Below are 12,970 nucleotides of genomic sequence, written 5' to 3' on the forward strand. Positions count from 1 at the left end.
GTTTTACCACGCTTTTAACAGGTGATGAATCTGCCGTTTACGCCGACAGTGCGTATAAAAGCCAAGCCCATGACGACTATCTTGCCGAGCATGAGCCACCTATCAACAATCATATCCATGATAGGGCGTGGCGTAATACACCACTTACCGAACAGCAAAAACGTACCAATACCCAAAAGAGCCAAACCAGAAATACGGTAGAACGGGTATTCGGTCATTTTAAATTGCATTATGGGATGAGCAAGGCTCGTCATCTTGGCTTAATGCAATTTCATACCAGTACCTTGCTTGCTAGCATTGTGCATAATTTAAAAACCGCCCTAGGTTTGAAGCGAAAATATGGACTGCCTTAGGGTTATTGTGTCTGTTGGTTGGTAAAACTAGCCAATAGACGTTAATTGACTGCAATTTAGGAGGCTTTTATGCCAATTCGGTGACTTTTTTCGCTTCTTTAACACCAATTCCAGTTTTTAGTTGAGTTTGGATTTGGTGGCGAGAGATGGTCGCTGGTTTGTGCAAAGGTCTCTAATTTAAAAAAAAGCAAGCCTTGTTAATAAATTAAGCGTCATCGGCGGGTGCAAAGATAGCTTACAAACCCTCACTCTGCCCAAATCAGCGTTAATTGATCTGAAGGGGTCGCGCTGTCTTCATCGATGATAAAATCAATCAAATGCTGCTTGGCAAGCTCTAACACGGCGACAAAGCTCACCACCACGCCAAGCCGACCTTGGCGTTTGTCTAATACCTGCCAAAACGGCGCGCGCTGCTGACTGCGCATAAACTGGCGAATACTGCGCATCCGCTCGGCTAGGCGCACGCGATCGGCACGAATGTGATGGGTGTGCAGTTGATAATCGGGGCGCATCTGCATGGCGCGTAGGCTTTTGGCTAGCCAGTCGGCAGGGTAGGGCGCACGCAAGTCAGCGGCGGCCTGGGCAAGGCTGTCGTCGTCGGGCAGGCTGGCGTACGCCAAAAACACATCGCGCTCTAGGCGCAATAAGCTATCCAAACGCTCGCTGACGTGTTTGATTTGTGCATAATGGGTCAGGCGGTCAAGCAAGGCTTTGGTTGGGCTGATATCGTCTGGCACGGGGCTTGGCGCAGGTAGCAGCAGCTCGGATTTAATTGCAATCAGCGTGCTTGCCATCAGCAAGTAATCCCCTGCCAATTCAAAGTACGCGTCGTCTAGTTCTTTGATATAGTCAAGATATTGCGCGGTAATCGGCAGCAGCGCGGTGCTTGTGATATCAAAGTTATTTTTTTTGACCAAGTACAGCAAAAAATCCAATGGGCCTTCAAACTGCTCAAGCCAAATGGCAAACGCGGCAGGCGGAATGTACAAATCCTCGGGCAGCGATTGCACGGGAGTCTGGTACAGCCGTATGACGGGGGTATCCATAAATTTTAACGCTGTTTTTAAAACTATTTCAACTTAGCCAAGGGCTTGATACCCACGGCTTTACGCACTTTTTCCATGCGTTTGCGGCTTTCGCGACGGGCTTTGTCTGCGCCCAGCTGTAGGATTTGTTCAAGCTCTTTGGGGTTTGCCATCAACGCGTGGTAACGCTTGCGAAACGGTGCGATTTCGCTATTGATTTTATCAAATAACGCCTCTTTTGCCTCCCCCCAGCCGATGCCTTGTTCAAAACGCGCGCGCATGGCGGCTTGTTCGGCAGGTGTGCTAAAGGCTTTATAAATCTCAAAAATCGTTGATTCATCGGGGTTTTTGGGCTCATCGGGCAGCTGTGAGTTGGTCACAATGCGCATGATGGCCTTTTTGAGGGCTTTTTCGCCATCGACTTGTGGATTGTCGCCAAATAGGGGGATGGTGTTGCCATAGCTTTTGGACATTTTGCGCCCATCAAGCCCCGTCAAAAGCGGCGTGTCTTCATCCACCAAGGCTTCAGGCAACACAAACAGCGGCTTGTCGGCCGCGCAATAGCGGAAGTTAAATGTGCCTGCGATATCGCGCGCCATCTCAATGTGTTGGATTTGGTCTTTGCCAACAGGCACATGGGTGGCGTTAAACATCAAGATATCGGCTGCCATCAGCACAGGATAGCCAAACAAGCCCATGCTGATGCCAAAATCGGGGTCGGTGTCGGGCGTGGCGGTATTGACATCCACCGCCGCCTTGTAGGCATGAGCGCGGTTCATCAAGCCTTTGGCACAGTTGCAGCTGAGCACCCATGACAGCTCAGGGATTTCGGCGATGTCCGATTGGCGATAAAACACCACGCGCTCAGGGTCAAGCCCGCAGGCAAGCCACGTTGCCGCGATGGCTTTGGTCGAGGCGTGTACCGCATCGGGATCATGGCATTTAATCAACGCATGTAAATCCGCCAAAAAAAAGTACGCATCGTGCGTGCTATTGGCAATCGAGGCAATCGCTGGGCGAATTGCGCCAACATAGTTGCCCAAGTGCGGAATGCCTGAGGTGGTAATGCCGGTCAAAATGCGTGTGGGTGACAAATTGGGGGTTTGCGCGGGTGTTTGAGGTGTGGTCATGGTCGGTCTTATTGGTGAATACCAAGTCAAATGCAAAAACGGTCAATGAAAATCGGCAGTATAGCAAAATTTGGCGCGCCCGTCTTATCGGCTCGGCTAATTTATCGGCTGACAAGGACCGATAGGCTAGGGGTCTATTTGGCATAATATTTTTTGCCATCGGGCTGGGTCTTAAAGCGGCGGTGAAACCACATGTATTGCGTGGGGTCAGCTAGCATAAGCTGTTGCAATAATGCATTAATCCGTGTCGCGTCGGCGGTTTCATCGCAGCTGGGGTAGTCGCTAAGCGGTGGGCTGAGCGTCAGCTGATAATGTGGACGCGGCGCATTTGCCGCGCTTGTGCGATAGGCATGAAACATAAAAAACACGGGCGGTTTTTGTTTATCGCCCAAACGGGCAAGGCGGCGTTGGGCGGTGATCGTCGCCGCAGGTACACCAAAAAATGCTGCCATCACGCCTTGTTTGAGCCCAAAGTCTTGGTCGGGAGAATACCACACCGCGTGTCCGTCTTTGAGGCTTTGCGCCAGCGCGCGCATATCACGGTGGCTGATTTGGCGGCGATAAATCCGCGTGCGCGCATTGAAAACAAACCATTCTAACAAGGCGTTGTTTTGCGGACGATAAATGACATCAATAGGCAGCACATGGCTCATCAGTAAGCCGCCCAAATCCAGCAACGTATAATGCGCCCCCAGCAAAATCACCGCGTGGCCATCGGCTTGCGCCGCCAGTACCGCCTCTGCGCCCGTCACATCCCAACAGCCATCAAACACCTGCGGGCGAAACCACGCGCACAGACTTTCAAACACGCCGATGCCTGCATTGATAAACACCTGTTTGGCAAGCCGTTCATGCTCGGCGGCGGATGCGTCAGGAAAAATCAACGCCATATTGATAAGCGTGTCACGGCGGCGGCGTGCAATACCGTGATACAGCACCACGCCCAACGTGCGCCCCAGCCAAAATTGCACACGCAGCGGCAACCACACCCACGGCAACACACACGCCATCAACAGCCAAATCCCCCAATATTGCGGCAACAAAAACCGCCATACAAACGGCTGGCGTGCTTGTGGCATTGGCTTAGCAAGGTTAGATGGGTGGTTCATAGCGGTCAAGGTTGGATGGTAAAAAGCTAAGTAAGTGAAAGCTGGTTTATTAAGCCCTAATTAACAACCGCGCGCTAACAACGCTGCTAACTAGTATTTTATAAAAAAATGTTGGCATTTATCCAAAAAATTATGCTAGGTTTGTAGCAAACACTGTGTTACAATCCAGTGAGAATGTAACGCTTACGGGATGTTAAGTAAGCTTTGATCCAGTTTGGATAACGCCTTTGTGGTCTAAGCATGGATTGTCTAAACCGATGAAACCGCTTGACCGCAAAGACTGCTTGAGCGTCAAGCGGTTTGGTAAACATCCATCCATCGTAAGTGGTTGCGCTGATTTCGTGTTAATTTGCCATGATGGCATGTTTTATCAATCTACGTCAAGGATAGACGTTGAAGCTGCCGCCACGATGAGTCAAAGGGGTTGCTGCGGTCTATCCGATGACGGCTAACGTTCACGAGGGACCGTGTATGGCGACTCATTTTTCCAATTCTGCTACCCGTACGCCACCCAATCACGCGCCAAACCCCACGCCAAAACGTGGGCTAGGCTCGCATTTGTTGTGGTTGGTGATTGCAATCATCGGCGCATTTGCCATCGGCACGTTGGCGCTGCACCGTGGTGAAACCATCAGCGCGATTTGGCTGGTGGTTGCGGCGGCGTGTGTGTATAGCATTGCGTATCGCTATTATAGTTTGTTTATCGCGCAGCGTGTGTTTGAGCTCAATCCGCGCCGTGTGACCCCTGCCCATAGGCTCAAAGACGGGCTGGATTATGTGCCGACCAACAAACAGGTGTTGTTTGGACACCATTTTGCGGCAATTGCAGGGGCAGGGCCGTTGGTTGGGCCGATTTTGGCCGCACAAATGGGGTATTTACCCGGCACACTGTGGCTGCTGGTTGGTGTGGTGTTCGCAGGCGCGGTGCAGGATTTTTTGGTGTTGTTTATTTCCACACGCCGCGATGGCAAGTCGCTTGGTGAGATGGCAAAAGACGAGCTTGGCAGCTTTGCAGGTATCACGGTCATGCTGGGTGCGCTGGGTGTGATGGTGATTATTTTGGCGGTGTTGTCGTTGGTGGTGGTTAAGGCACTCGCGCATAGCCCATGGGGGCTGTTTACCATTGCCATGACGATTCCGATTGCGTTGTTGATGGGCGTGTATATGCGTTATTTGCGCCCCGGCCGCATCATGGAGGTGTCGGTCATTGGTTTTGTGCTGATGATGGCGGCGATTGTGTTTGGTGGTAAAATCGCGGAAAATCCGTATTGGGCGGACGTGTTTACGCTGTCGGGTGTGCAATTGACGTGGCTGTTGATGGCGTATGGCGTGGTTGCGTCGGTGCTGCCTGTGTGGCTGCTGCTTGCGCCGCGTGATTATCTTTCAACTTTTTTAAAAATCGGTGTGATTGCAGGCTTGGCGTTGGCGATTGTGTTCACCATGCCACAGCTACAGATGCCAGCTTTGACCCAATTTATTGATGGCACAGGGCCGGTGTTCAAGGGTGCGTTGTTTCCGTTTTTGTTTATCACCATTGCATGCGGCGCGATTTCGGGTTTTCATGCGCTGGTGTCCAGCGGTACAACACCCAAGCTGGTTGATAATGAAGCCGATACGCGTGCGATTGGCTATGGTGGCATGTTGATGGAGTCGTTCGTTGGCATCATGGCATTGATTTGCGCGTGTGTGCTTGAACCGGGGGTGTATTTTGCCATCAATGCGCCAGCCGCATTTTTGGGCACAACGCCAGAGGCTGCGGCTGCGGCCATTGCCAACTTGGGCTTTGTTGTCACCCCAGACGCGCTAACCACCTTGGCACAGCAAGTGGGTGAAACATCGGTTATTTCACGCACAGGCGGTGCGCCCACGTTTGCCATCGGTATGGCGCATATTTTGTCGTTGATTTTTAATAACCCTGCGATGATGGGCTTTTGGTACCATTTTGCGATTTTGTTTGAGGCGTTGTTTATTTTGACAGCCGTCGATGCAGGCACGCGCTCATGCCGTTTTATGGTGCAAGACACCTTGGGCTTGGTCGCCCCTGTGTTCAAAACGCATAATGCAGTGACCAATTTTATCGCCACGCTTATTGCGGTCGGCAGTTGGGGCTTTTTTGTTTATCAAGGGGTGGTTGATCCGCTCGGTGGTATCAATTCATTATGGCCATTGTTCGGTATTGGCAATCAGCTGCTGGCTGCGATGGCGCTGACGCTTGGCACGGTGGTGCTGTTTAAAATGAAAAAACAGCGTTATGCATGGCTGACGGTATTGCCGATGATTTTTTTGGTCATCACTTGTATGACGGCAGGTTGGCAAAAGATTTTCCACAGTAACCCTGCTATTGGCTTTTTGGCGCAAGCGGATAAATACAAAGCTGCGATCGCCGCAGGTGAGGTGCTCAAACCTGCCAAGGATCTGGCAGAAATGCAAACCATCGTGCTATCCAACCAAATCAACGCCGTACTGTGTGGGTTTTTTATGACGGTATTGGTGGTGATGATTTTGGCATCAATCCGCAGTGTGCAACGCGCATTGGCAAGTCCTGTGCCTACCGTGGTTGAGGGCGAAGCAGTGTACGCTGATCCTGTACCATTATCGGTAAAGGCCGCGCATTGATGGTCAACAGACGACAACAAAGACACAGAATCAAAAGGTTAGCACAATGAAAAATCCATTGGCTGATAACAGCAAAATCTTGTTGGTTAATATGGTCAAAATGACCTTGCAGGCGCAAAAACAGCTGCTATTAACCCCCAAAAACTTGGCACGTGTCGCGCTGTTGGTCAAGCGGCTGCAGCAAAGTTTTCGCTTGATGGTTGGCGTGCCTGATTACGCCACCTACCTTGAGCACATGCGCACGCACCATCCCGACCTTGAGGCGATGGACGAAAAAACGTTTTTTCGTTACTGTGTGGATGCGCGTTATCCCACCAGCGGTGGTAATATGAAGCGTTGTCCGTGCTAAGGTTACTACTTTTTAACATTAAAGGTTTAAGGTTAAAAAAAAAGACGGTCAGTAGCCGTCTTTTTTGTGGCAAAAAAATATCAAACTTACGCCAATAACGCGTGATACAACGCCGCGTTGTCATCATCAAAGCAGACAAAGATAACGTCGCGCAATGTGGTTGTGGGGTGCTGCGTCAGCCAAGCGCGCACCGCATCAAGTGCCACTTGGGCAGCCTGCGCTTTGGGATAGCCGTACACGCCTGTCGAGATATTCGGAAAAGCTACGCTTGTCACCGCATGCGCGTCCGCCAGTGCCAGTGACTCGCGATAGCAGCTGGCCAACAATGCCGCCTCGCCTTGCGTGCCGCCATGCCACACAGGGCCGACCGTGTGAATGACATAATCGGCAGGCAGTTCGCCTGCGTGGGTGATAACCGCTTGTCCCGTCGGGCAGCCGCCTTGCCGCGCGCGGATGTCTTGGCACGCGGCCAATAAGGTTTTGCCTGCTTTGCGGTGGATTGCACCATCGACACCACCGCCGCCCAACAGGCTGCTGTTGGCGGCATTGACAATCGCGTCCACGTGTAGCGCGGTGATATCACCTGTGATGACCGCTAAATTGGTGTGGTTGATGGTGGTTTGTGCCAGTGGTTGGGGTGATGTGTGGTGCATAGTGGTTGCCTGATGTTAATGTGATAAAAATCTGAAATTGATGACAAAATTAGTCGTCTTTTTGTGCCATCAATGCTTTGGCTTCATTCAAATCGCTTTCAAACAGGCTTTCAAGCTCTGCCGTTGCCGATTGTGCCGATTCGATCAATTTGGCTTCATCGTCATAAATCGCCTGTTGCTGCTCAATCAATTCATCGTCATAATCGCGGAACATACGCACACTTTTACGCGCAAATTCCTTGCTAAAACCAAGTACCTCTAGCGATTCGCGCGACATATCCAACGCCGACAGATAAGTTTCACGCCAAATGTATTTGACCCCAACCTCACGCAAGCGATAATAATGCTGGCGGTTGATGGCGCGTGCCAAAATCGTCACCTCAGGGTAAGTGCGCACGACATAATCTGCCACAGTGACCGAATGCTCAATGTCACCAATCGCCAAAATAAACAGCCGTGCCTTGCCCAGCCCTGCCGCGCGTAGGGTGTCGGGGTTGCGCGGATCGCCATAAAACACACTGTTACCAAATTTGCGTACAAAATCGACTTGGTTGGCAGATTTTTCAATCGCGGTAAATTCGATATTGTGCATCCGCAGCACCCGTCCGATGATTTGCCCCATACGCCCAAAACCTGCCAACACCACAGGATGGGCATGGTCGGGGATGGTGTCATAATCGCGGGCAGGCGCGCGCTTGGCAAAATACGCCTCACCCACGCGACCCCACAGCCAAAACGCCAGCGGCGTAAGCGCCATCGATACCGTGACGATCAAATCTAACGTCGATTGTTGTTGGTGGTTGAGCAAATGCTGCCCACGTGCCACGCTAAACAGCACAAACGCAAATTCACCGCCTTGCGCCAAGGTCACCCCAAGGCGTAGGCTGTTGTCCCAGCGGTTGCCCAATGCGCGTGCAATCACGCTTAGCACGGCAAATTTGACGGCAATCAGCCCTAGCGCCGCGCCGATAATCAATAGCGGCTTAGCAACAATCAGCTTGACATCGGTCAGCATACCCACAGAAATAAAAAACAGCCCAAGCAGCAAGCCCTTAAACGGTTCAATACTCGATTCAATCTCATGCCGATACGCTGAGTCCGCCAACAGCACGCCCGTCAAAAAAGCACCCAACGCCATCGACAGCCCGATGTAATCCATCAGCAGCGACACACCCAGCACGATAAACAACGCCACCGCCGTCAAAAGCTCAGTGGCGTGGCTGTTGGCAACAAATTTAAAAAACGGGCGCACCACATAGCGACTGGCAAACACCAAACCTGCAAAAATACTGATCACCTTGGCAAAATATTCCCAATCGTAATGCTGCTGCTCTTGCACGCCCGACAAAAACGGCAACGCAGCCAGCAGCGGAATCACCGCGATATCTTGAAACAGCAAAATCGTAAACGCTTGCTGCCCGTGGGTGGTGGATAGTTGGCGGCGTTCGGTCAAAAGCTGCAACACAAATGCCGTCGAGGACAACGCCAATCCAAAACCGATGACAAAACTTTTTGCCCATGCCAAACCAAACACGACATGCACCAATGCCATCAGCACCGCGCCTGTGACTGCCATTTGCAAACCGCCCATGACAAAAATCAACTGCCGCAACGCCCACAGCCGCGACGGTTGCAGCTCAAGCCCAATCAAAAACAGCAGCAACACCACACCAAATTCAGAAAAATGCAGCAAATGGTTGGGGTTGTTCACCACATGCAGCCCACTAGGTCCAAGCAATAAACCTGTCAGCAGGTAGCCCAACACCGTGGCGATGCCAAAGCGTTTGCCAAGCGGCACCAAAATCAGTGTCGCGCCCAACAAAATACAGACTTCTAACAACAGGCTATTTGTGGTAGCGGCGGCAAACATCGGCGTTATTCCTGATTATACAAAATAATTGAATCTTTAAAGCTTAACAAATACCCGCCACACGCCGTTGTCGGCAATCGGATTTTGGTAGGCGTCATTGCGTTTTTTGCGCGGTGTTTGGCGGCTATCGAGCAATTTCATATCAGGCAAGGCATGAATGATAAGCCCCGTGCGATAAAAGCGTATGCGCTCAGGCTCAAGCAATTCGCCTTTGGCATTTTTGCAAAACACATACGCGCGCAAATCAATGAATTCTCGGTGCGCCACCAGTCGCGCATCGGCGGATTTTGCCAGCGCGTGCGTCATGCGCTCCACTTGTGCCTCATCAAACGCGCCGCATTTATCCACCAACGCACCTACCGCGCCGAAGTTTTTGGATTCTTTGGCACGGGTTTTGGTCAGATGCAGCTTGGCAACGTGATAAATAAACTGCGGAATCTCAAGGCTGGCTGGCAGTGGTAGATAGTCGGGCGGCAACCCTGCCGAGGGGTAAAACTGCTTAGCGCGCGCAAGTAGCGGCTGCCAGTCGTGCTGATAGGCTTGCACGCTTGCCAAATTGCCTGCATAAATCGGTAAATCTTGGATTTGCGTGAGCGTGGGTGGTGGAAAAAAATCCGCGCGAAACTGCGCGATATCGGCTTGTAAGGTCGAAAGCAATGCCTTGACGTGTTTTTTTTGTGTTTTGGCATCCAGCGTGCTTGCCTGTGATGGGTCAAGCTCAAGCTGATTATACTGCTCAAGGCTTAACTGATGAAAATCAGGCACAACAAACGGGGCAGAACGGTGTGACATACGGGCTCTTTTTTTATTACTATAAATTGGATAACAATCAATCGGCTGTTTGCCATTGTCACACATTTTTGCATGGCTGCAAACGATTATCTTAAGGTGATGCGCTTGCTCACAAGCCATGATAGCAACACAAACAGGCTTATGGTATAGTGACATTTTGACCAAAATCCTAAGCCATATCATCGCCCGATGTCTGAATCTGCCACCACCCCAGCCACTGCGTCTGCACCGCCCGATACGTCCGCGCCTGTCAGCGTGGGCTTTACGCGTCAGCCGCCCACACTTGCCGAGTTGTCAGCGCGGCGGTTACGGCTGTTTCGCCAGCAGGAAAATGCCGTTGGCGCGTTTTATCAGCAGCTAAGCCAGCGTTATGCTGCCAACAGTGCCAATTCTGAGCCGCTGTTTTATGTCACCGCGCACTGTGCACAGTTTGCTGAGTGGGGCAAATTCCAGACTTTGCGCCACCTTGATGTACGCGGTATTGCCGACACTGACGCGCTACAAACCTTGTTTGATCATCTGCACATTGTTGATGATTTGTTGCTTCAAGTCGTGCGCCGCTTACCGCCACAGCGTCCGTTGGGTTGGCAAATCACCAGTCACGCGCCAAACGCGCTCAATGTGCCGACATCTGCGCCCGTGCGCCAATTACCACGTCGCGGCATCGAGCAAAGCGCCGCCGCTACGGTGCTGCAATTTTTGGGCGTGGCGTGTTTTAGCCAAGACAAAACCTATTTTATTGGGCATGTGGCAGGCTATTTGTTTTGCTGCTATTATTTTGCCCATTTGGGCGTGCACTATGCCGCAACAGCGCTCAAAGAACCGATTGCCAACGATTACCCATACCAGTGGGTTGAAGTTGCTGAGTTGGTACGACTGTTGCAAGCGTTTGACCCGTTGCTTAAAGCTCAGGTCTATCAACTGGCGGTGTATTGCGCACAAATCAGCGAATACGCGCTCAGCAAGCAAATTGAAAAACTGCTGATCGGTGAGGTCAATAGCTTTGATAAGTTGCCGCTGCGTCACGCGCTTGCCGAGCAGGTACAATATGACCAAACGCTGATTGAGCCATTATTTACGCCACTAAAAAGTATGCGCTAGCGACTTGACGGGTCAAATGGTGGCAAGTAATCGCAAATAATTTTAAAGATATATCAAGCTAATTTAAACTTATAAGCCAAGACCATGCCTGCCTATCAATACAAAGCCATGGACACCAGCGGACGCGCGCGCCAAGGTATTTTAGAGGCCGACTCACCGCGCCAAATCCGCCAACAGCTACGCGAGCAAAATCTGTTGCCCGTTGAGGTCAATGCCGTGCAACAAACCTCCAGCACGCGCCGCAGCGTCTGGCAAAAAGGCTTGAGCGCGTATGATTTGGCCTTGATGACGCGCCAGTTATCGGTGCTATTGGCGGCGGCAATGCCAATCGAGCAAGCACTACAAGCCGTTGCCAAGCAAAGCGAAAAAGCCCATGTCAAGGCACTGCTGCACGCCGTACGCGCCAAAGTGCTTGAGGGCTTTAGCCTTGCCACCGCGCTGCAAGAATCGGGCAGTTTTCCGCCGATTTATATCGCCACGATTGCTGCAGGCGAGCGTTCGGGGCATTTGGATTTGATTTTGGCACAGTTGGCAGACTACACCGAAAACCGCTTTGCCATGCAAAAAAAAATCCAAGGCGCATTGGTATACCCTGTCATTTTGTTGGTCATGGCATTTGCTGTGGTGATTGGGCTGATGACGTTTGTTGTGCCAAAAATCGTCAAGGTGTTTGAGCAATCCGAGCAAGCGTTGCCGTGGATTACGCAGGCGGTGTTGGCAGTATCGCACGTCATCACCACAGGTTGGTGGTGGCTGTTGGCGTTGGTCATGGGTGTGGCAATCATCGTGATAAAATTTGTCCGCTCACCGCTTGGGCGTGCGCGTGTGGATGCCTTGACATTGCGTTTACCGATTTTTGGCAAATTAAGCCGTAGCCTCAATGCGGCCCGTTTTGCCAGTACGCTGTCGATTTTGGTGCGTTCAGGCGTGCCACTGGTCGAGGCGTTGGCGATTGGCGGTGCGGTCACCACCAATGTGCACATCAAGCGCAGCATTGAACAAGCCACCATCAAGGTTACCGAGGGTGCAAGCCTGTCAAGTCAGCTTGAGCGCAGCAATTTTTTTCCGCCGATGATGGTGCAGATGATTAAAAGTGGCGAGCAATCAGGCGAGCTTGACAACATGTTGGCACGCGCGGCAGACATGCAGCAAAATGAAGCCACCACGATGATTAGCACGCTGTTATCCTTGCTTGAGCCGTTGATGCTGGTGTTGATGGGCGTGATCGTGATGACGATTGTAATGGCGGTGATGTTGCCGATTGTCAATATGAATGATTTGGCAAATTAAACAGGGCGCAGGTCTGACAGGTTTAAAAAAACTTTGCGACAAGCTTACCCAAATCTAATTTTTTGCAGTTTGGCGTTAATTTGCCACCAATGCGTCAAATATTGCGACTATAATGCAGATTTTATCCGTTTTACCAAACTACTTATCGTTGGTTTTTATGAATAACACGTTGAACACATCAGCCGCTCACCCCACGCTTTATCCAGCCCAGTTGCATCGCCAAGCAGGTTTTACCTTGATAGAGGTGATGGTGGTCATCGTGATTTTGGCAATTTTGGCAGGCTTGGTGGTGCCCAAAGTGGCAGGACAAAGCGACAAAGCGCGCGTCAAAACCACTGAGACCGCACTAGCCACCACGTCAAACGCGATTGACATGTTTAAAGTCGATAACGGACGCTATCCGACCACCCAAGAGGGCTTAGCCGCGCTGTTCACACCGCCGCAAAACGCCAAAAACTGGCCAGAAGGTGGCTACATCAAAGGCGGTATGCCAAAAGACGGTTGGGAAAATGACTTACAATACGTGCAACCTGGCAGTGAAGGCCGTGCGTATGATTTGTTTTCGTTGGGTGCAGATGGGCAAGAAGGCGGCGAAGGGCTAGACGCGGACATCATGGCAAAACAATAAGCCATCAACAGGCAGGGCAGTAAAATAAGCAAGGTTGGATTAAATTGGTCACAA

Annotated in this window: 12 protein-coding genes; 6 read left to right on the plus strand and 6 right to left on the minus strand. The window is 51.2% G+C overall.

Features of this window, described 5'->3' with window-relative positions; all coding sequences use genetic code 11:
• Positions 1 to 353, plus strand: a 353-nt coding sequence (locus tag AC5L4R_RS00900; RefSeq protein WP_494478020.1) for a transposase, incomplete at its 5' end; no start/stop codon positions are given.
• A gap of 245 nt (positions 354 to 598) precedes the next feature.
• On the opposite strand, the gene AC5L4R_RS00905 is transcribed toward AC5L4R_RS00900, so the two are convergent.
• The 3 genes from AC5L4R_RS00905 to AC5L4R_RS00915 form a co-directional block, all read right to left on the minus strand.
• Entirely contained in the window at positions 599 to 1,399 is an 801-nt protein-coding gene (locus AC5L4R_RS00905) for a segregation and condensation protein A (protein ID WP_494473460.1), read from the minus strand.
• 23 nt (positions 1,400 to 1,422) lie between these two features.
• A complete protein-coding gene (gene trpS, locus AC5L4R_RS00910) occupies positions 1,423 to 2,508 on the minus strand; it encodes a tryptophan--tRNA ligase (RefSeq protein WP_494473461.1) in 1,086 nt (361 codons plus the stop codon).
• A gap of 134 nt (positions 2,509 to 2,642) precedes the next feature.
• Positions 2,643 to 3,617 (minus strand): LpxL/LpxP family acyltransferase, encoded by a 975-nt coding sequence (locus AC5L4R_RS00915; RefSeq protein WP_494473462.1) that lies wholly within the window; start codon positions 3,615 to 3,617, stop codon positions 2,643 to 2,645.
• A gap of 471 nt (positions 3,618 to 4,088) precedes the next feature.
• Here AC5L4R_RS00915 and AC5L4R_RS00920 point away from each other — a divergent pair, with 471 nt between their 5' ends.
• Together AC5L4R_RS00920 and AC5L4R_RS00925 are read left to right on the plus strand one after the other, a co-directional pair.
• On the plus strand, positions 4,089 to 6,233 hold the full coding sequence (locus AC5L4R_RS00920; RefSeq protein WP_494473463.1) for a carbon starvation CstA family protein: 2,145 nt from the start codon (positions 4,089 to 4,091) through the stop codon (positions 6,231 to 6,233).
• Positions 6,234 to 6,279: 46 nt separating this feature from the next.
• Positions 6,280 to 6,582, plus strand: coding sequence for a YbdD/YjiX family protein (locus AC5L4R_RS00925; protein ID WP_494473464.1), 303 nt, complete (start codon positions 6,280 to 6,282; stop codon positions 6,580 to 6,582).
• A gap of 86 nt (positions 6,583 to 6,668) precedes the next feature.
• On the opposite strand, the gene AC5L4R_RS00930 is transcribed toward AC5L4R_RS00925, so the two are convergent.
• From AC5L4R_RS00930 to AC5L4R_RS00940, 3 genes are read right to left on the minus strand one after another with little or no spacing between them, the layout of a single operon-like run.
• Positions 6,669 to 7,235, minus strand: coding sequence for an O-acetyl-ADP-ribose deacetylase (locus AC5L4R_RS00930; RefSeq protein WP_494473465.1), 567 nt, complete (start codon positions 7,233 to 7,235; stop codon positions 6,669 to 6,671).
• Positions 7,236 to 7,284: 49 nt separating this feature from the next.
• The gene (locus tag AC5L4R_RS00935) at positions 7,285 to 9,105 is read right to left on the minus strand and encodes a monovalent cation:proton antiporter-2 (CPA2) family protein (protein ID WP_494473466.1); all 1,821 of its coding nucleotides are present in this window, start codon (positions 9,103 to 9,105) and stop codon (positions 7,285 to 7,287) included.
• A gap of 36 nt (positions 9,106 to 9,141) precedes the next feature.
• Complete coding sequence (locus AC5L4R_RS00940) at positions 9,142 to 9,897, minus strand: hypothetical protein (protein ID WP_494473467.1); 756 nt, start codon at positions 9,895 to 9,897, stop codon at positions 9,142 to 9,144.
• A gap of 189 nt (positions 9,898 to 10,086) precedes the next feature.
• Between AC5L4R_RS00940 and AC5L4R_RS00945 the strand changes: the two genes are divergently transcribed.
• The 3 genes from AC5L4R_RS00945 (at position 10,087) to gspG (ending at position 12,916) form a co-directional block, all read left to right on the plus strand.
• On the plus strand, positions 10,087 to 10,998 hold the full coding sequence (locus tag AC5L4R_RS00945; RefSeq protein WP_494473468.1) for a hypothetical protein: 912 nt from the start codon (positions 10,087 to 10,089) through the stop codon (positions 10,996 to 10,998).
• Positions 10,999 to 11,082: 84 nt separating this feature from the next.
• Positions 11,083 to 12,288, plus strand: coding sequence for a type II secretion system inner membrane protein GspF (gspF, locus tag AC5L4R_RS00950; RefSeq protein ID WP_494473469.1), 1,206 nt, complete (start codon positions 11,083 to 11,085; stop codon positions 12,286 to 12,288).
• Positions 12,289 to 12,445: 157 nt separating this feature from the next.
• On the plus strand, positions 12,446 to 12,916 hold the full coding sequence (gspG, locus tag AC5L4R_RS00955) for a type II secretion system major pseudopilin GspG (RefSeq protein ID WP_494473470.1): 471 nt from the start codon (positions 12,446 to 12,448) through the stop codon (positions 12,914 to 12,916).
• The last annotated feature ends 54 nt before the right edge of the window (positions 12,917 to 12,970 follow it).

The organism is Faucicola sp. SE7633, assembly GCF_059264685.1.